Annotated in this window: 18 protein-coding genes, 1 tRNA gene and 2 pseudogenes; 17 read left to right on the forward strand and 4 right to left on the reverse strand. The window is 56.2% G+C overall.

Annotation, left to right across the window (positions count from 1 at the left end; translation table 11 throughout):
• Positions 1 to 150 precede the first annotated feature (150 nt).
• The 16 genes and pseudogenes from AC0L7S_RS10560 to AC0L7S_RS10635 all read left to right on the forward strand — a co-directional run bounded on the left by AC0L7S_RS10560 (position 151) and on the right by AC0L7S_RS10635 (position 15,514).
• Complete coding sequence (locus AC0L7S_RS10560; RefSeq protein WP_473470831.1) at positions 151 to 1,794, forward strand: GMC family oxidoreductase; 1,644 nt, start codon at positions 151 to 153, stop codon at positions 1,792 to 1,794.
• A gap of 89 nt (positions 1,795 to 1,883) precedes the next feature.
• Positions 1,884 to 3,209 carry an acyl-CoA synthetase gene (locus AC0L7S_RS10565; protein ID WP_473470832.1) on the forward strand — a complete coding sequence of 442 codons (1,326 nt, stop codon included), beginning with the start codon at positions 1,884 to 1,886 and terminating at the stop codon, positions 3,207 to 3,209.
• On the forward strand, positions 3,184 to 3,525 hold the full coding sequence (locus AC0L7S_RS10570) for an AMP-binding enzyme (protein WP_473470833.1): 342 nt from the start codon (positions 3,184 to 3,186) through the stop codon (positions 3,523 to 3,525). Before AC0L7S_RS10565 ends, AC0L7S_RS10570 begins: the two co-directional genes overlap by 26 nt.
• 134 nt (positions 3,526 to 3,659) lie before the next feature.
• The gene (locus tag AC0L7S_RS10575) at positions 3,660 to 4,052 is read left to right on the forward strand and encodes a DUF2946 family protein (RefSeq protein ID WP_473470834.1); all 393 of its coding nucleotides are present in this window, start codon (positions 3,660 to 3,662) and stop codon (positions 4,050 to 4,052) included.
• A 152-nt stretch (positions 4,053 to 4,204) separates the two neighbouring features.
• The gene (locus AC0L7S_RS10580; protein ID WP_473470835.1) at positions 4,205 to 4,732 is read left to right on the forward strand and encodes a copper chaperone PCu(A)C; all 528 of its coding nucleotides are present in this window, start codon (positions 4,205 to 4,207) and stop codon (positions 4,730 to 4,732) included.
• A gap of 270 nt (positions 4,733 to 5,002) precedes the next feature.
• Positions 5,003 to 5,761, forward strand: a complete 759-nt coding sequence (locus AC0L7S_RS10585; protein WP_473470837.1) for a sugar phosphate isomerase/epimerase family protein — start codon at positions 5,003 to 5,005, stop codon at positions 5,759 to 5,761.
• Positions 5,762 to 6,907 carry a Gfo/Idh/MocA family protein gene (locus AC0L7S_RS10590; RefSeq protein WP_473470838.1) on the forward strand — a complete coding sequence of 382 codons (1,146 nt, stop codon included), beginning with the start codon at positions 5,762 to 5,764 and terminating at the stop codon, positions 6,905 to 6,907.
• 85 nt (positions 6,908 to 6,992) lie between these two features.
• Positions 6,993 to 8,039, forward strand: a complete 1,047-nt coding sequence (gene mgrA, locus AC0L7S_RS10595; protein WP_473470839.1) for an L-glyceraldehyde 3-phosphate reductase — start codon at positions 6,993 to 6,995, stop codon at positions 8,037 to 8,039.
• A gap of 147 nt (positions 8,040 to 8,186) precedes the next feature.
• On the forward strand, positions 8,187 to 8,591 hold the full coding sequence (locus AC0L7S_RS10600; RefSeq protein WP_473470840.1) for a Fur family transcriptional regulator: 405 nt from the start codon (positions 8,187 to 8,189) through the stop codon (positions 8,589 to 8,591).
• 448 nt (positions 8,592 to 9,039) lie between these two features.
• Positions 9,040 to 10,236, forward strand: a complete 1,197-nt coding sequence (locus AC0L7S_RS10605; RefSeq protein ID WP_473470841.1) for an ABC transporter substrate-binding protein — start codon at positions 9,040 to 9,042, stop codon at positions 10,234 to 10,236.
• Positions 10,237 to 10,501: 265 nt separating this feature from the next.
• A complete protein-coding gene (locus AC0L7S_RS10610) occupies positions 10,502 to 11,368 on the forward strand; it encodes a branched-chain amino acid ABC transporter permease (protein ID WP_473470842.1) in 867 nt (288 codons plus the stop codon).
• Between the two features lie 3 nt (positions 11,369 to 11,371).
• Positions 11,372 to 12,385 (forward strand): branched-chain amino acid ABC transporter permease, encoded by a 1,014-nt coding sequence (locus tag AC0L7S_RS10615; protein WP_473470843.1) that lies wholly within the window; start codon positions 11,372 to 11,374, stop codon positions 12,383 to 12,385.
• The gene (locus AC0L7S_RS10620; protein WP_473470844.1) at positions 12,382 to 13,161 is read left to right on the forward strand and encodes an ABC transporter ATP-binding protein; all 780 of its coding nucleotides are present in this window, start codon (positions 12,382 to 12,384) and stop codon (positions 13,159 to 13,161) included. The genes AC0L7S_RS10615 and AC0L7S_RS10620 overlap by 4 nt, the downstream gene beginning before the upstream one ends.
• A 3-nt stretch (positions 13,162 to 13,164) precedes the next feature.
• Positions 13,165 to 13,886, forward strand: a pseudogene (locus AC0L7S_RS10625) (ABC transporter ATP-binding protein).
• An 11-nt stretch (positions 13,887 to 13,897) separates the two neighbouring features.
• Positions 13,898 to 14,628, forward strand: a pseudogene (locus AC0L7S_RS10630) (aspartate/glutamate racemase family protein).
• A gap of 181 nt (positions 14,629 to 14,809) precedes the next feature.
• A complete protein-coding gene (locus AC0L7S_RS10635) occupies positions 14,810 to 15,514 on the forward strand; it encodes a GntR family transcriptional regulator (RefSeq protein WP_473470846.1) in 705 nt (234 codons plus the stop codon).
• Positions 15,515 to 15,738: 224 nt separating this feature from the next.
• On the opposite strand, the gene AC0L7S_RS10640 is transcribed toward AC0L7S_RS10635, so the two are convergent.
• The 4 genes from AC0L7S_RS10640 to AC0L7S_RS10655 all read right to left on the reverse strand — a co-directional run bounded on the left by AC0L7S_RS10640 (position 15,739) and on the right by AC0L7S_RS10655 (position 18,879).
• Complete coding sequence (locus AC0L7S_RS10640) at positions 15,739 to 16,227, reverse strand: NUDIX hydrolase (protein WP_473470847.1); 489 nt, start codon at positions 16,225 to 16,227, stop codon at positions 15,739 to 15,741.
• A gap of 1,041 nt (positions 16,228 to 17,268) precedes the next feature.
• Complete coding sequence (locus tag AC0L7S_RS10645; protein ID WP_473470848.1) at positions 17,269 to 17,598, reverse strand: hypothetical protein; 330 nt, start codon at positions 17,596 to 17,598, stop codon at positions 17,269 to 17,271.
• A gap of 98 nt (positions 17,599 to 17,696) precedes the next feature.
• Positions 17,697 to 18,014 (reverse strand): DUF1127 domain-containing protein, encoded by a 318-nt coding sequence (locus tag AC0L7S_RS10650; protein ID WP_473470850.1) that lies wholly within the window; start codon positions 18,012 to 18,014, stop codon positions 17,697 to 17,699.
• 789 nt (positions 18,015 to 18,803) lie between these two features.
• A tRNA-Ala gene (locus AC0L7S_RS10655) sits at positions 18,804 to 18,879 on the reverse strand.
• A gap of 150 nt (positions 18,880 to 19,029) precedes the next feature.
• Between AC0L7S_RS10655 and AC0L7S_RS10660 the strand changes: the two genes are divergently transcribed.
• Positions 19,030 to 19,320 (forward strand): YggT family protein, encoded by a 291-nt coding sequence (locus AC0L7S_RS10660; RefSeq protein WP_473470851.1) that lies wholly within the window; start codon positions 19,030 to 19,032, stop codon positions 19,318 to 19,320.
• Positions 19,321 to 19,480 lie beyond the last annotated feature (160 nt).

Here is a 19,480-nt window from a genome sequence, read left to right on the forward strand (position 1 = left end):
GATAACTTTTGTCTAAGACGGAGCCAGAAAAACCGGTTTCGCGATGAACTGCGGCAAACCGGATCAACCTGTGCGCGAGACGCAATATTTCGAGCGCCTGTTACCATAGTTGGATTGCAGGCCGGGCCATTCTGGTCGAAAGAGAATTTCATGCGCAGTAATTCGAATAGCGGTCCTGGCAATGGCGATGTCGTGGACTACGGGGAATGGGACTACATAATCGTTGGTGCGGGGTCGGCCGGCTGCGTGCTTGCAAACCGGTTGAGCGCCAACCCGCGCAATCGCGTCCTGCTGCTGGAGGCTGGCGGCAAGGACAATTATCACTGGGTCCATATTCCGGTCGGCTATCTCTACTGCATGGGCAATCCGCGCACCGACTGGTGTTATAATACGGAAGCCGAGGACGGTCTCAACGGTCGCTCGCTTGCCTATCCTCGCGGCAAGGTGCTGGGTGGCTGCTCCTCGATAAACGGCATGATCTACATGCGCGGTCAGGCCCGCGACTATGACAATTGGCGTCAGTCCGGCAATCCCGGATGGGGATGGGATGACGTGCTGCCGCTGTTTCGGCGCTCGGAGGACCACTACCAGCTTGATGATGCCCATCACGGACAAGGCGGTGAACTGCGCGTCGATCGGCAACGGCTGAGCTGGCCGATACTGGATGCTGTGACGGAAGCCGCAGGCGAGCTTGGGGTGCCGGCAACCAGCGACTTCAATACCGGCAATAATGAAGGTGCCGGTTATTTCGAAGTGAACCAGAAGAACGGTGTCCGTTTCAGTGCTGCGCGGGCATTTTTGCGTCCGGTGCGGGGGCGTACGAATCTCCGTATCGTTACCGATGCCACGGCGCAAAGAATTCTGTTTGAAGGTCGCCGCGCTACCGGCATCATGTTTCGTGGCGCTCATGGGCGCATGACGAAAGCCAAAGTGGGGCGCGAACTGCTGCTTTCTGCCGGAGCGGTCAACTCACCGCAATTGTTACAACTTTCCGGTGTCGGCCCGGCACATATCTTGCAACAGCACGGCATCGAAGTGCACCACGAATTGCCGGGTGTCGGCGAAAATCTTCAGGATCATCTACAGATACGCACAGCCTTTCGCATTCAAAATGCGGCAACGCTGAATGAGCGTCAGGCGAGCTTGTGGGGCAAGGCGGGCATTGCGCTTGAATATGCCTTGAAGCGGGCCGGGCCGATGTCGATGGCACCGAGCCAGTTTGGCATCTTCATGCGCTCCGATTCGCGTTTCGATACGCCCAATATCGAATTCCATGTGCAGCCTTTGTCACTTGAGCGTTTCGGGGAGCCGCTGCATGATTTTCCCGCCATTACCGTTTCGGTGTGCAATCTGCGCCCTGAATCGCGCGGGCATATCCACATCCGTTCTGCCGATCCGCGCCAACCTCCGGTCATCGCGCCAAACTATCTGTCGACTGCGGGCGACCGCGATATCGCGGCCCAGTCGGTTATTCAGGCAAGGAGGCTCATGGCCACCAAACGCATGCAGCCTTACCACCCAGAGGAGTTCAAGCCGGGAACGCATATCAGCAGCCCGGAAGACCTTGCTCGCGCTGCCGGTGATATTGCCACGACCATCTTCCATCCGGTAGGAACCGCGAAGATGGGAACCGATGACAATGCGGTGGTGGATGCTCAACTCAAGGTGCATGGCATTGAAGGTCTTCGCGTTGTCGATGCGTCGATCATGCCGACCATCGTATCGGGCAATACCCATGCGCCAACGGTGATGATCGCAGAAAAGGCTGCCGATATGATCGCGGCGAGTGCCTGATTTGGCAGAGTTGGCATGTTGAGTGGGTGAAATCGGCAATTTGCCGCTTCTTACGTGGTGAGCGGTATTGTGGCGACCGGGAGGGCTAAATGGATTTTTCGTCAGTCACGCGTGAATATAAAAAGGCATCCACCGCGTTTCGACTGCCTATTCCCGAATATTTCAATTTCGGGTTTGATGTCGTTGATGATTGGGCGGTGCGCGACGATCATACCGCGATCATTGCCGTTTCTCGTGATGGCGAGACGGTCGAACATCTCCCGCATTCGTATTTCAGTGAGAATTCGAACCGGTTTGCCAATGCGTTGCAGGCGCTGGATGCGCACCCGGGTGATTTCGCCTGCGTCGTGGTTGGTCGGGTGCCTGCTTGGTACACGGTGTTGTTTGGCTGCATGAAAGCCGGTGTGATTTCCATGCCCGGCACAAATCTCCTTACCGCGCATGACATTGCTTATCGGATCAATCATTCCGGTGCGAAGCTGATTGTCGTAACGTTGGAACATTGTGAAAAAGTAGAATCAATCCGTGCGCAATGTCCGACGCTGAAGACATTCATTGTCGTTGATGGGGCCCGCGATGGCTGGCTGTCGCTGGATAAACTTCTTGCCGATGCATCACCCGATATCAACCGCGCAGCATTTGCTCCGACCCGCTCCGATGACATGATGATGGCCTATTTTACCTCCGGCACGACGTCGATGCCGAAGATGGTGCCGCGCAATCACGGCTATGGACTGGCACATGCGGCGACCGGCCTTTTCTGGATGGATTTGACGCGTGCCGATGTGCACTGGTCGCTTACCGATACCGGATGGGCCAAGGCGGCATGGGGGATATTGTTTCCGCAATTCCTGCTCGGTACGCCAACTGTGCTTTATAATGGCGACGGCGCTTTCGATGCCGACCTGCATTTGCGCCTTATCGCCAAGCTTGGCGTGACGACATTTTGCGCGCCGCCGACCGTCTATCGGCTTTTTGCACAGCAGGATCTGAAGCAATATGACCTGTCTGGCTTGCGCCGTTCACTTGGCGCAGGTGAACCGCTCAACCCGGAGGTCATGCGCATCTGGAAAGAAGCGACGGGAACGGTCATAGCCGATGGCTACGGCCAGACAGAAACGATCAACATCGTTGCCAATTTCCCCAGCGAAGACGTCCGCTATGGGTCGATGGGCAAGCCGGTGCCGGGGTTCGATGTCGATGTTGTTGACGAAGACGGCAAGCGCGTTGCGCAAGATGAGGTCGGGCATATTGCGGTCAATATTGCCAGAACCGTATCCGAACGGACTTTTCCACGGATACTATACCGGCAAAGAACTCGATACCGCTTCATTTCGCAATGGCTGGTACTATACCGGGGATACCGCAAAGCGCGACAAGGATGGCTATTTGTGGTTTGTCGGCCGCTCCGATGACCTGATTTCGTCGGCGGGTTATCGCATCAGCCCGTTCGAGGTCGAGAGTGCGCTGATCGAACACCAAGCGGTTGCCGAAAGTGCTGTTATCGGCAAGGCAGACGAGACGCGCGGTGAGATCGTCAAAGCCTATATCATCCTGGCCAAAGGTTTTTCCGCGTCTGACGAATTGGCGCGCGACATTCAGGATTTCTGCCGCAAGCTGACAGCCCCTTACAAATATCCTCGTGAAATCGAATTTGTCGATGTCTTGCCGAAAACGATTTCGGGCAAAATTCGCCGGGTTGAACTCAGGCAGGCAACGAAAGAACAGTAGGCGCATTCGTTTCCAGATGGAGCCTGCTCTTTTTTGCGATGATTAGGCGTAAGACAGCCGCGGCATATAATGTGGCGGCAATTTGTCTGCTTGAAGCCTTACGAGGCCATGCTATCCGATGATTGAAGTTTGGGGTGTCGGATTTGAACAGACGGCATAATGGATGGGATGTACTGGCGGCTTTTACAGTCGCCTATTTTCTCGTTCTCCAATCCGTTCTCGGCACCTTCGCTTTTGCGATTGGACCCGATGCATCTCAAGTCGATGCCTTCGGCAATGTGATTTGTACGCATGAGGGGGCTCGCGAAGGCCCGAGTGACCTTCCGCAACAAAAGCATGTGCCTGCGTGTTGCGCGCTGGGCTGCAAGCTGGTGGCATCCGTTTCGTTCACGCCGCCGGTGAATGACCGGTTTCTGGCAGAGCATTCCTATTATATTGTTGCCTTTGTCTTCCCGACTTCGGTTCATCTGGATTTCGAGCGCCCGCGCTCTCCATCCGAGCCGCGCGCGCCCCCGGCCGTAGCCTGATTTAAGCGAAAGCGGTTGCGGAAAAGGCCGGTAGCGGGGTTGTGTTGCAGCAGCCGTGCCAGGCCCGGCAGGAACCTTTCGCTTGCTCGCTCATCCAAACATCTGAATTCATCGCGACCGGATACCGGCGCCCTTCTTCATGGAGTTATTCTATGACTTGTCTTTCTCTCTCTTCGCGCACGACCAACGCGCGCTATCAGCTCTTCTTCAACTTGTTCGCCCTGACACTTTTTGCCATTGCCTTCTCCCTTGCCGGTTCGCGCATGGCATCGGCGCATGAATACAAGATTGGCGACCTTGTGATCGAGCATCCGTGGTCGCGTGCGACGCCGGCTGGAGCAAAGGTTGCCGGCGGGTATTTTGTGATCACCAACAATGGCAGCACGCCGGACCGGCTGGTGTCGATCTCATCTGAAATTTCGGCGAAATCGGAATTGCATGAAATGTCGGTCAAGGACGGCGTTATGACCATGCGCCCGGTTACTGACGGCCTTGAAATTCCGGCTGGTGGAAAGGCGGAATTGAAGCCCGGCGGCTATCACTTGATGTTCATGGGACTGAAGCAGCAACCCAAAGAAGGCGAGCGGTTTTCCGCCACCCTGACATTCGAGAAAGCCGGTGCAGTCGATGTCAAATTCGCAGTCGAGGCCATGGGTGCGACCGGCGATCATTCCAACTGAATATTTCAGCTTGAGGACGCTTGTCTGATTTCGAGATGGAGGTGATAGAGCGTTCTTCGTGCGACCAACGGGTGACATGATTGGGCGAGGCAATCGTGTTCATCTCGTAGCCCCGCATTGGCCGTGTATTGTCTCCAGAAGGCGAGCAAGCTCGAAGTTAATCGATTGAATTTTGTCGCGCGAGAGTAGTTTCCTGTGTTGACGAAATCTTTCGAGAGGGTCAATCATGGTCACGAAATCATGCAAGGGCCGTAACTGGAGAAGGGCGCTATGAACTGGTCGTTTCAGCTTTACAGCGCCCGTAATTTCACGCCATGGGCTGAAGTGGCGGCGATGCTTGGCGATCTCGGTTACAGCGAGGTCGAGGGCTTTGGCGATGTCTATGGCGATCCGGCCGGTTTTCGTGCGCTGCTTGATAGCTACGGATTGACCATGCCGTCCGGTCATTTTTCCATTGAAGCACTGGAAGCTGATTTCGATGGCGTTTGCAAAATTGCCGACGTGCTTGGCATCAATCTGGTGATCTGTCCCTATCTGGATGAAGCACAACGGCCGCGTGACAAGGCAGGCTGGATCGCACTGGGCGAACGCCTTGCCAGGGTTGGGGAGGCGGCGCGCAACCGGGGCTACGGTTTTGCGTGGCACAATCACGATTTCGAGTTCGAGAAGCTTGCTGATGGCTCGGTGCCGATGGAGCATGTTCTTTCGGCAGCACCCGCTATCGGCTGGGAAATCGACGTTGCGTGGGTGGTACGCGCTGGCAATGATCCGCTTGCGTGGATCGAGCGTTACGGTTCACGCATCGTTGCGGTTCATGTGAAGGATATAGCGCAGCCCGGCACGGGGCTGGATGAGGACGGCTGGGCAGATGTCGGCCACGGAAATGTCGATTGGGCTGCGTTGTTGACGGCGCTTCGAGCGCACACCAATGCCCGGCATTTTGTCATGGAGCATGACAATCCCGCTGACATTGGGCGCTTCGCACGCCGCTCAATGGCAACGTTGAGCGGTTTGGCGGAAGGCGCTTAGATGGCACGCAAGCTGGGCGTCGGGATTATTGGGTGCGGCAATATTTCGACGACGTATTTTTCGTTGGTGCCGCTGTTTCGCGACATTGAAATCCGTGCTTGCGCCGATATCGATATGGGGGCGGCAAAGGCGCGCGCGAGGGAGTTTTCAGTTCGCGCGGAGATAGTAGAAGACCTGCTGCGATCCGATGACATCGACATCGTCGTCAATCTCACCATACCGGGCGTGCATTACCAGGTCTCACGAGAAATCCTTAATGCCGGTAAGCACGTTTATTCGGAAAAGCCATTTGTCCTGTCACTCAAAGATGGCCTTGACCTGCAAGAGCGCGCTGCGAGGAAGCGCCTGCGCATTGGATCGGCACCGGACACATTTCTTGGCGGGGCGCATCAGTTGGCCCGTCATCTCATCGACGCCGGAAAGGTCGGCAAAATCACCAGTGGAACGTGCCATGTGATGAGCCACGGCATGGAGAGTTGGCATCCCAATCCGGACTTCTTCTTCCAGCCGGGCGCTGGCCCGGTGCTCGACCTGGGGCCGTACTACGTCACCAATCTGATTCAACTGATCGGCCCGGTCAAACAGGTCGTGGCGTTTATTTCGACCCCTGCCAGTGAGCGGGTAATTTCTTCCAAGCCACGGGCTGGCGAGAAAATACCGGTCAACACGCCCACCACCGTTCATGGCATTTTGCAGTTTGAAAATGGCGCCGTCATTTCCATGGATTATAGCTGGGATGTGTGGAGCCATGGCCATGCGCCGATGGAGTTGTATGGGCAGGATGGTACGATCCATTTGCCTGACCCGAATTTCTTTGGTGGGGCGCTCAAGGTCACGAAGAAGGGGAAACTGGTGAAGACGGTGCCGAAATGGAACCATCCATTCGGTGTCGCCAATGAAAAGCACCCGGACGGGATGATGGCGAATTATCGGGCCGCGGGGCTTGCCGATATGGCGCGGGCAATTCTCGAAGATCGGCCACATCGCTGTTCGCTTGAACTGGCACTTCATGCAATCGATGTGATGACCAGCCTTTTGAAATCGGGGGAAACCGGCAAAGTTGTCACGCTGCGCACAAATTGCGAGCGCCCGGCGCCGCTTGGTGGCAAGCAAGCGGAAGCACTGCTTGCCAATGGCAGGCGTTAGACGTGCTTGCTTTGAATGAACCTGAACCTGGCTTCGTGCATTCCTGCGACGAAGCTTGCCTGCAACAAACCTCTTGAGGATGAATATGCCGTACCTGCCAGATGCGAACCGTTACGACACAATGATCTACAACCGGTGTGGGAATTCCGGCTTGCGGTTACCGGCGATCTCGCTTGGGCTATGGCACAATTTCGGTGATGATACACCCCACCGCACCAAGCAGGCGCTCGTGCGCAAGGCTTTCGATCTGGGCATTACTCATTTCGATCTCGCCAATAATTACGGGCCTCCTGGTGGTGCGGCAGAGCACGCATTCGGCGAGATCCTGCGGACCGACTTTGCGGGCTATCGGGACGAACTGATCATTTCGAGCAAGGCCGGATACGATATGTGGCTGGGCCCCTATGGAGAATGGGGCAGCAGAAAATACCTGCTTGCCAGCCTTGACCAGAGCCTCAAACGGCTTGGGCTCGACTATGTCGATATTTTCTATTCGCATCGTTTTGATCCCGACACACCTCTGGAAGAGACGATGGGTGCGCTGGATCACGCCGTGCGTTCGGGCAAGGCGCTCTATGCCGGCATCTCCTCTTACAATTCGCAGCGGACCCGCGAAGCGACCGACATATTGAGGAGACTTGGGACGCCTTGCCTCATTCATCAACCGAGCTATTCGATGCTCAATCGCTGGGTCGAAGAGGATAGTTTGCTGGACACGCTGGATGGTCTTGGCATTGGCTCGATCGTCTTTTCGCCGTTGGCGCAAGGCATGCTGACGGATAAATATCTGAAGGGCATTCCAGAAGACAGCCGGGCCGCACAAGGCAAGTCATTGCAGCAATCTTTCATCAGCGAGCAGACACTTGCCAATATCAAGGCACTGAATGCCATTGCCGGACAGCGCGGCCAGACATTGGCGCAGATGGCTTTGGCCTGGGTGTTGCGCAATGGCCGTGTCACGACGGCCCTGATCGGTGCCAGTAGGCCCGAGCAGATCGAGGATTGCGTCAGTGCGTTGAAGAACCGTGATTTTACCGATGCCGAACTGGCCGAGATCGACACCTATGCGCGGGAAGCCAATATCAATTTATGGGCAGCTTCAGCCGAGCGCCAGGGGCCGCAGCGAAAATAGGGACTGTTGGAAAGGCGCGGATTTGGCAGGCTGTGCCCATCTCGTTGTCTTTGCTTGCCGGAAACGGTAGCAAAAGTGGTGGCGAATGGTTATTTCAAGTTCAGGAAGCTATCTGCGGTCTTCCCGCGGGCAAGTGGAAGCAGGATCATGGCTGCACGAAATGCGTTGACAAAGAACCAGCTTCAGGTGCTGGACAAATTGCAAGTCGCTCACGCGCCGCTTAGTGCCTACACATTGCTCGACCAGCTTCGTGATCACGGGTTTCGCGCGCCGCTTCAAGTCTACCGGGCGCTGGATACATTGGTCAAAGGCGGGTTTGTGCACCGGGTCGAAAGCCTCAATGCGTTTGTCGCTTGTGCCGAACCCCATGATCACAGCCATTCCATGACCGCCTTCACCATCTGCGATATATGCGGGCAAGCCGCCGAGTTCTCCGATCACCAAGTCGGCCAGCAACTCGAAGAGTGGGTTCGTTCGACCGGTTTTTCTCCCAAGAAGGCTGTTATCGAGTTTCGCGGGACCTGTGCCAAGTGTCAGCAGGCGGCGGCTTGAGACAGCATTTGCAAATCGCGTCTCTTTTCGTCGTGCGTGCGACCCTGGTTCCGGCCTGACGCATTTCTCTTGGTCCGCTCCCGCTAAATTGCAACGCTTGGCTGCGTAACATCATCCAACTGATTCTGCTAAATATTCGGGCGCTGGCAGAGGATCGGTTGACGCGATTCGCGTGCCTGCGGAAATGTCAGATTGGGCTGTCAAATCAGTATAATGCAATCTATTCGACGCTGGATCCAAGTTGGTGAGAATTCACGACAGCCAGATTATCTCGCACGGCCTGGCAAGTGGAATGCCGTCCATTCCGGTTGGTCGCGACAACAGAAGGCAATATTGTATACAATAATTTAAAATGATGTTGACATGGATGTATTTTTATTATCTCATTTCCTTAGTCGCGCAGCCGTAGAGCAACCAATCAAAGCGTGAGATCAAAAGGGGAATGAACATGATCAGCAGACGCACTGTCCTGAAATCCGTGACGCTCGGTACGGTCTCCGCACTGGCAATCGCGGGAATGCTCGCTTCGGCGCAGGCCGAAAACAAGACACTCAAGATCGGTTTCGTGGGCGTTACCAGCGGTCCTGCCGCCGCATGGGGCACCTCAAATGTACGTTCCATGCAGGTGCTCGCCGACTGGATGAACGAAAAGGGCGGCGTCAAAATCGGCGACGATACCTATAATATTGAACTCGTCACTTTTGACGATCAGAAGGACCCGAAGCGGGCCGTCGCCGGTATGGAAAAGATGGCCGAGCAGGGCATCCATTATGTGGTTGGCCCTAATGTCGATGATGGTGCGGCTGCGGTACGCCCGGTCGCCGAAGCCAAGGGAATCATCTATTTTCCCTATTCCTTCCCCAAGGCGCTATACACGCCGCCGGCTTCCAACGCCGTTCTGGGTATGGTTGCCAACTACCAGTCGGCACCGGCCATTTACAAATATCTGAAGGAAAATGAGGGCGTCAAAAAGGTCGCCTTCGTTGCAGCAAACGAGTCCGACCCACTCAGCCAGCGGGACGGCGGTGTGGAGGCAGCCAAGGCACTCGGCCTCGACATCGTGGCGCAGAACGATACCTATTCCAACGATACGCGCGACTTTACACCCGTGCTGACCCCCATCATCCAGCAAAAGCCGGATCTGCTCGTGCTTTCGGGCGTTGCCCCGGCCAATGCGCCGCTGTTGATCCGCTCCGCGCGCGAACTCGGCTATGAGGGGCTCATTTCGGCTGAAACCGCGCAGGACGCCACCGTGCTGCAAGAAGGGGCGGGCGATCTTGCCAACGGTTTCATCTCCGTCGGCGGTGCCTCCACGCCGGAAATCCGTACCCCCGTCATGGAAGAATTCATCGATCGCTACACGAAGAAATACGGCGAATATAACGATGAATCCAACACCAAGGTTTATGCGCTCCAATACATCGTCGACACACTGCAGGCGAACCCCGCGGCAATCGACAATGTGGAAGAATACAAGAAGACCATGGACACCTTCTCGGCACCCAATCCCTTTGTGAAGGATGGCACGCTGAAATATGTCGGTACGACGTCGTTTACCCAGAAGCGCCAGATCTCCGTACCGATGGTGGTTACGCAGTTCGAGAATGGCAAGTTCGACACGCTGTTCGTCGGTGAAGTAGACTAGAGCGGTTCAGCTTTTGATAGAATCACTGAACCGCTCTAAGTATTTGTTTTTACGCAATCCCGGACAGAAAACCGCTGTACACTTTTCCTGGAATTGCTCTAAGGCGATCAACCGACAGATTGTCTGCGCCAATAATCCCTGGCGCAGATGTCTGGTTTGGGCGAGCCGGTTCCAGTGGGCTGGCGTGAGTATTTGAATTCATCGTGTTGTGACAACACGCGGTGCGGGACCAGTCCCTACCGCGTCGCCATCTGGATTTGACATCATGGAACAGGTGATCGCCAACGGGCTTTATCTCGGCGCTCAATATGCGCTGATCGCGCTCGGACTTACGCTAATTTTCGCGTTAATGAATGTACTCAATTTCGCTCACGGGCAGATGTATGTGCTGGGCGGTTTCGTAACCTATGCGGTATATGGCAGGCTGGGCTTGCCTTTTCCGGTGGCGCTCGCCGCTGCTTCCATCACATTGGCCGTTGTCGGTGGGCTAATCGAGAAATTCCTGTTCCGTCCGGTGTTGCGGCGAAGCGAGCGCGAGGAAAGCAGCATGCTTCTGGCCGCCGCCGTAGCTTTCTTCCTTGATGCGATCATCTTGCTCATATTCGGCGAGAAGCAACGTGGTGTCCCCAAGATCGTCAGCGGGGTCTTCGTCTCGGACGGTCTGATCATGCCTTACGACCGCATGGTGGTGGGCATCGTGGCTTTGGCGATGATCGCCGCCTTCGTACTTTACATGCAATACAGCCGAACGGGGCGGGCCATGCGGGCCCTGGCGCAGGACCGCATTGCGGCGCAATTGATGGGCGTGAACGTCGACCGCTATTCCATGATCGGCTTCGCGCTTGGCGCATTGCTGGCCGGAGCCGTAGGCGGCCTTCTCGTTACCATAACCGGTGTCAATTCCGGCATTGGCGGCCCTATCTCGATCAAGGCGTTTCTTATGGTGATGATCGGCGGTGCGGGCGTGGTCGGTGGTGCCATCGCCGGCGGCTTCATTCTCGGTATGGTAGAATCGGTCGGGCTCACGGTACTGCGCGAATATGGCGACGTTACCTATCTCGTCATATTTGCGCTTTTGATGGTGTTCCTCAGCATCCGCCCGAACGGGCTGATGGGCAAGCCCTGGGGTTGAGCCATGACACTGAAAGCCAAATTTGCCGTTTCCGTAGCGTTCCTGATCATCCTGCTGATATTTGTGCCGCTTCTGATAACCGCAACAGGCCGATCCGACCTCTACTACACGCTCACCTCCGTTGCGTTGCTCAGCATAATCAGCGCAGGTGTCTGGGTCACCTTCTACATCGGCCGCATCAATATCGGACAAGGTGCTTATGCGCTGATGGGGGGATATGTGTCGGCGGTGCTCGTCACCGGCTACGGTGTCTCCTTCTGGGTGACGCTGCCACTGGCTGGCCTGTTTTGCGTGGTGGCCAGCGTACTGATCGGTTTGCCGATACTTCGCCTTCGTGGGGTCTACTTCGCCATGGTGACGTTGGTGCTGACGGAAGTGGTGCGCCTGCTCGCGCTGGCGCTGCCAATCACCAATGGCGCCAGGGGAATCGTCAGCATTCCGCAGCCAGGTGGCATAGGGATATTCGGAATCACGCTGGTGCCGGATTTCGCCACGCTGTCGAACCCGCGCTTTGCCTTCTACATCGTCTCGGTGCTGCTCATGGCGCTGTGTTTCGGTGGCCTCTATCGGTTGAAACAATCGCGCATCGGGCAATTGTGCCAGTCGCTTCAGCAAAACGAGGAACTGGCCTCGTCAATCGGCGTCAATATTACCTATCTGCGCGTGCTTGCCTACGCCATCTCTTCGTTCCTGGGCGGGGTCGGTGGCGCGATGTTTGTAGCGATCACGCAATCGGTCTACCCGTCGAGCTTCACCGTCGTCGACTCGATCAACTTCATGCTCAACTGCTTCCTTGGCGGACTAGGCTATGTGTTCGGCCCGATGCTGGGCACCTTCGTGCTCTATTTCGGCTGGGATATGCTTTTCCAGACAGGCGAGTTCCAGCTTCTCATCTTTTCCTCGATCCTGATCGCACTGATGCTTTTGCTGCCGAATGGCATTTTGAGCCTTAGGCTGCCGGGGCAACGCAGGAGAGCGGAGTCCAAGCGGACGGCACCGGGGAGAGCGGCACCATGACCGACATCCTGAAGGTCTCCGAATTGACCAAGCGTTTCGGCGGTCTGGTCGCAGTTAACAAAGTCTCCTTCACGGTGCGCGAGCGCGAAATCCTCTCCGTTATTGGTCCAAATGGTGCGGGCAAGTCCACCCTGTTCAAGCTGATCTCCTCCTTCCTGCAACCGACGGAAGGCAAGGTGCATTTCAAGGGCGACCGCATCTCGGGACTTGCCGCCCATATCGTTGCCCGCAAGGGTGTGGTGCGCACCTTCCAGGAAACCACCATCTTCAAGGGCATGACAGTGCGCGACAATGTCATCATCGCTCATCATTTGCGCTCCAAAGCCAGTCTTGCCGGCTTCTACTTCGGTACTGGAGCGGCGCGGCGCGATCAGGAGGACTTCGGCCGTTCGGCGGATGAAATTATCAATTTCCTGGGCCTGGGCGATCTGGGCGATGAGACCGCCTCTACCCTGCCGCATGGTCATCTGCGCGCGCTGGGCATCGCCATAGGGCTTGCCACCGATCCAGCGGTGCTGCTTTTGGACGAGCCTTTCGCGGGCATGAATCACGACGAGACCAAGCGCGCTGTGGAGATAGTGCGCAAGGTGCGTGAGCGCGGCATCACCGTGCTTCTTGTCGAGCATGACATGCCGGCGGTCATGACGATTTCCGACCGCATCGTGGTGCTGAACTTCGGCGAGAAGATCGCAGAGGGCACACCCGTTGAGATACAGCAAAACCCCAAGGTCATCGAGGCCTATCTCGGTGCCGAAGATGAATCGATCGGATTGTAGGCTATGGAAACACTGCTCAAATTCGACGACGTCGAACTCTATTATGACCATGTCTACGCGCTGAAGGGGGTGTCGCTGGCGGTCGAGGAGGGCGAGACGGTGGCGCTGATCGGTGCGAACGGTGCCGGCAAGTCGTCCATCCTGCGTGCCATCACTGGACTCAAGAAGCCACAAAGGGCGAAATCCACTTCCGTGGCAAACGCATCGACGACACCGGACCGGACGAGATCGTGCGCATGGGTATCTCGATGGTACCGGAGGGGCGCCGGGTTTTTCCCTTCATGACGGTGAAGGACAATCTATTGATGGGTGCTTTCACGCGCAAGGCCAAGGCCGAGATCGCCGACACTCTGGAGCGCGTGCTGGTGCGCTTCCCGCGGCTTAAGGAACGCTACACGCAGCAGGCCGGCACGATGAGCGGCGGCGAGCAGCAGATGCTGGTGATCGGCCGGGCGCTGATGGCGAAACCGAAGCTTCTTCTGCTCGATGAGCCTTCGCTTGGAATCGCGCCGAAACTGGTACAGGACATTGCTCGCTCCATCGTCGCCATCAACCGCGACGAGAAAGTCAGCGTGCTCCTTGTCGAGCAGAATTCGCGCATGGCGCTACGCATCTCTCATCGCGCCTACGCGCTGACGACCGGCACCGTCGCACTTAGCGGCAATTCCGCCGAACTGCTGAACGACGAACGGGTCAAGCGCCTTTATCTTGGCGCGGAAGTATAGATCGGCCGCGTATGCGCATCCTTGTCATCAATCCGAACACGACAGCATCAATGACGATCAAGATCGGCAAGGCCGCGTCTTCCGTCGCGGCTCCAGGCACGGAAATCGTCGCGGTCAATCCGAACGACGGGCCTCCCAGCATCGAAGGCTATTTCGACGAAGTTTTCGCTGTTCCGGGCATTATCGCCGAGATGATCGGGAACAAGGCGGCGGATGCCTATGTGATCGCCTGCTTCGACGATACCGGGCTCGACGCGGCACGCTGCGCCACGGAGGCGCCGGTAATTGGAATAGGGAGGCTGCCTTCCACATGGCGAGCCTCATCTCCGGAAAGTTCAGCGTCGTTACTACGCTTGCCCGCTCGGTCCCGGCGATCGAGCACAATCTGGTGAAATATGGGCTTGCGACGCGCTGTGCCAAAGTGCGAGCTTCCGACGTGGCTGTCCTTGATCTGGAAAAACCTGGTTCCGACGCGCGCCACAAAATCTCCGACGAAATCGCCCGGGCAATCCGGGAAGAATTCGCCGAGGCGATTGTGCTAGGCTGTGCGGGTATGGCGGATCTTGCCAGTCAATTGTCGCACGAGCATGGTGTTCCGGTCCTCGACGGTGTTGCTTGCGCGGTGAAGCTCGCGGAATCCCTTCATGCGCTTGATCTCCATACATCGAAGGTAGGCAGTTACGAGGCTCCGCGTGCAAAGCGCTTTGCCGGTGCTTACGCATCGCTGTCGCCCACTGAATAACACGATGAACGGAGTTTCAGCAGCTTAGCCTGATCCTGCGGATATGGTATCGCTCCGACCGTGCTAACGGGGTTGACCATCGTACTTGCAATGTGAGAATTCAGGTTCTTCCGCTTGGTTGCAGCAGGCCCCAGCCCTGTATCACTGGAGCGTTCGAATGCATCGCCGGGAAAATAGAAGCATGTTGACTGTACTGCAGCCCGATACGCAGCTTGAGAAGCCGGCCACGCGCTGGACCCTTGTCTATCGCGGGGTCAAGGATGCCATCGTCGGCCGCCGTCTGATGCCGGGAACAAAATTACCGGAAGACGAACTCGCCACCATATATGCGGTAAGCCGCACGGTGGTACGCTCGGCCCTCCAGGCATTGGCACACGACCGTCTGGTGCGGCTTGAGCCAAATCGTGGTGCCTTCGTCGCGCATCCCTCGAAGAAGGAGGCGCGCGACGTGTTCGAGGCGCGTGCGCTAATTGAATCTGAGGTTGCCTCCATAGCCGCATCGAAGGCGACGCCGCAGGATATCGCCATTCTGCGGCGCCACCTCAAAAGCGAACATGAGGCGCTTGATGCAGGCCGCGACAGCGAGGCGATCATATTGTCGGCCCGTTTCCATGTCGGAGTGGCCGAGATTGCGGATCAAACTGCGTTGACTAATATCGTTCGTGATCTGGTCTCGCATTCGTCGCTTATCATCACGCTCTACTGGTCGCGGCGCGACACGACCTGCCAGACCCATGCCCACCACGACCTCGTCGACGCCATTGAGGCGCATCGTAGTGCCGATGCAGCCCGGCTGATGCAGAGCCATCTGGCCGACCTCATGTCCGGCCTTGATCTTACCAGAGGTGATAACAAGCCCGAAAAGCTGGCTGATATTCTGCGTTGAACGTGTGGACCAGGCCGTATGCTGGCACCTGAAAACGGTATGGAACCAGTTGGCCAATATTCCCGAACTTAAGGTTACGGCTACATTTTCACGGCGCTCGGCGTCCTCCAGTCATCTGCCGGTCCTGCGAGGAGGGTATGATGAACTCCTGTTCTTCCCGCGCTTCCTTGATGAACATGGAAGCTTCAGACGGCTCAACGAGGACGCCGAGCGCCGACGGCACATCAACCAAACAGTTCCCTGTTTCGCTGTGCCGTAGCCAGTATTTTTGAGAGCCCGCTATCGGCAACGCATTGCGCGGCAGAATCGAAATCATGCCAACTGCGTATGCGCTGCTGCTTTTCAGGCCAGTCCACAAGCGTTCCGCGTACCTCCAGAGCGAACAGGATGACAATGCAGTCGAGCATGCGTCCATCCTCAAGCAGCTTCACGCAAGAGTATTGGCCGAAAGGCTCCTTTGCGATTTCGCCAACGACACCAGCCTCTTCAAATGCCTCTTGCGCTGCGGACTGGGATGGCGTCTTCCCTTCAACGAGCCAGCCTTTCGGCAGTTTCCACCTTCCACGGCGGCGCGAGGTAATCAACATGACCTGCGCTCGGCTAGAGCTGGAACGCTTCCATCGCCACGGCAAGGCTCCATATTGAACTGCCAGAGCTTGCGGCCGGTTCTTCACGCGCTCATGCGGGACTGCAAACTCCGTCATGCCGCTCATGGTCGTGTTCCATGAACGCGAGCGATAAGTGAATCTGCTCGACCCTGTTTCGCATGTCTGTAGTTTGCCGATGAATAAACCGACCGTGGTGAAGCACTGGGTGTATGAGCGCACCAAGGACAGCGGGCGGCAGCCCGCGGCAATCGTCTGCTACAGTCCGAGCAGACACTGATGTGAATTTTATGAAGCATGTCGATCTCCGCCAACGCGCCGGCGACGGCGCGAGTTATGAACCGATATTTTGGCTGCTGTCCCGGAGAGGCGGCGATGTGCGGTTCGTCAGAGAAACATGCGACCGCTCCGGGAAACAACATCTGTTTTCCCGGCCAGCCTCGATACCTTGATGAAAGCAATCATGCACATGTCTTTCAACGTATGATCATCGGTAGAGAATACAAGTGCGGGAATGAAAAATCTTTTTTTCAAGGAGTTGACTTATTCTCCCCGTTGGTCACGATAGCTTTATGCGGAAACGATGTCTTTCCTTTTGCCTAATGATCAGGGCCAGTCTGCTCACCGGCAATTAGCCCTGGTCCGGTGGCGCTTTCGCTTCAGGCCAGGGATTTCTATCAGCAACTTCAATGATAGTGCGCGTGTCAGCATGCCCCGCACCCTCCTGCTTGATCCGGTAGGCAGGGATAGCGAAGGCGTCTGTTTATTGACACGCACCAGCAGAGGTAAATGTTATGGCCAAAAGAACAGGCAACCGTGAACACCGAAAACCAAAGCAAGTGAAGCAGAAGGAACAATTACTTGGTTCCTCCGAAATCTTGCAGGCAACGCTTGGTGTGCGTAGGAAATGACGAAATCTGTCGTGGCGTGAAGAAATTTGCGCCACGGCAGGCTCAGCGAACTTGCGAACAGTCACCGATAAAAAGACGCTGGATGGTCGCATCTTGACCGCGCTTGAACAAGCGCCGTCGGTGCGACGGTGACGGCCGACACGCTTCTTGATTTGTTACACTCTCAAAACATGTTTGCAGCATCCATCAGCATTCGAACCGCCGAATGTTTTCTCTGATCGACGCGCTTTCGCACCTCTCATCGGAACATGCCTCTCCCACCATGCTCCTGGCTTTCGGTCAGACCACCGGATATCGCAACAATGGTGGCAGTTGCCCAAATGACGGCCAATGCCGGCGTGAATGAGAAAAGGATGTCTGCCGCCAGCGGATCATGGTCATGAGTATCGGCGGTGTTTGAAAGCGACACTGCATCGGGCGACACGCTATCGCGAATTAACCCACCATCGTCTTCCCACCGGGCGATACAGGCATCATGCTGTATCTCTGCTACCCTACGGAGCTCGCCGCGCGGCCTTGGTTCATTGGGACAGGCAAACACGTCGGAAAAGTCTGCTGAAGAAATCATTGGTTGTCTCCCTTGGTCAGTTCGTTCACTTGGCGCGTGTGTTGTGACCAGGCTGAGCGCGACGTGGCCACAGCCTGGCTGCGTTGAAAAACGGTAGCTCACGCGTAAGCCGGCACCACTTCTGCGCCACTCGACGTGGGTTCATCCTTCACTCTGGCAGGTTGATCGGCGATTGAGGATCGCTTGCCCTCGTAGCGAGAGTTCAACCCGTCGATTACTTGCGGTATCTCGCTGCGCAGAATGCCAATATCTGCAAGTAGCTTGTCGTCCAGCCGTTCGAGTTGAGTGATTGCCTGACGCCGTTTCCAGCGTTCAGAACATGCATTGATTAGCCGATACAGAAAGCCTGGGTTCTCGGCTGCCCGATACCGAGGCGGTAGATTGTTCGGTGCTCGTATTTGCAGATGATGAGACATGTCATCCTCCATGATCGGGAATGCTGGCGCACCACATTGAAGCCGTCACACGTATGTGACCGCACCGGCGTCAGCGGTTACAGAGCTAGCAACGGCAATCTGATCTGGATGTTGCACACAGCCGCTCACCAGCGGTGGTGAGTTACCGTTCTGCTCATTTGAGTGGTGAAGAAATCAGGGTTGCCCCGAGGCAGATGTGGACACGAATGCCCGGCACCCGCTCGGGGCTACGAGCGGTTCAGTAGTGTTCCTGCAAAGAGCAGAAACCGTCTATGATTGCTGAACAAGAACATATCCTTGATATGGGCATTCCCTTCGGGCTTTCAATCCGGCGTTGATGTGCCGCGACCTTTCGACACGACGTATCGGAAATTGCTCTGGGATGTCATCGTGGAACCGTGCACGTCGAGGGCGGATGGCCCGGCCGAGAAGTTCGACAAGTGAGTCTTCAGGCCCTTGGTGTTGTTTCTGCTTGGCCATGAGATCGCGAGGTCACGCCTTCTAAAACACATCGCGTCTAAAGGGATTCATGCTGGGTGCTTTAAGCCATTGTTTTTGTGCATGTCGTTGCCCCAAAACCGCTGCACACTTTTGGGCGACATGCATTAAAGCTCTTGCTGATCGGGGCGCTCTGAGGGGCGTATCTGGACCTGCTATTTTTCTCCATGTTTACGTATCGAAGCCATGACGCTGTCGCCTACTGAGACCAGAGTGTGACAGACTGGTATCTTTGGGATTCTTGAGGAATGCAGGGCATCAGGAAAATTCAACGTTTTCAGATAATTCCGCTGGTGGAGCTGAGGAGGATCGAACTCCTGACCTCGTCATTGCGAACGACGCGCTCTCCCATCTGAGCTACAGCCCCGTCCAGCGGATGGCGCATTTATGAGCCGGGAGCATCTGCTGTCAAGCGAGCAATTGCAGCGGATTTTTTCGCAAGCCACCGCACTGTGATCGGCGCCTCTTGCCCGATTTCGCTGGAATGGCTACATGTCGGCAACAATTGGAGTCCGGTATGCTTGCCCTTATTCAGACCATTGTTCTTGCGCTCGACCTTTACTGGTGGGTCATAATCGGCTCAGCCGTTTTTTCCTGGCTTTACGCCTTCAACGTCGTCAATCCGCGAAACCAGTTTGTTGGTACTATCGGCAACATGCTTTTCCGCATGACCGAACCCGCGCTCAGGCCTATCCGCCGTTTCATGCCGGATCTTGGCGGTATTGACGTTTCGCCGATCATCCTGTTGCTGATCCTCTTCTTCGTGAGGCAATTCCTGCTCACAACGGTATTGTCGCTAGTTGTCTGATTTACCTGACGAGTGCGACCAATGCCGCGGTTGAAGCGGCACGTGTGACTGGCGATTGCGTGAAATTCACCGGGCTTCTGGCGAAAGTAGAATCTTTGTCGGGAAAGCAAAGACCCGCGCCTCCTGGGGAGACGCGGGCTGTTGCCTGGGCGCACTAAAC

Source organism: Mesorhizobium sp. G2-6-1 (assembly GCF_055809095.1).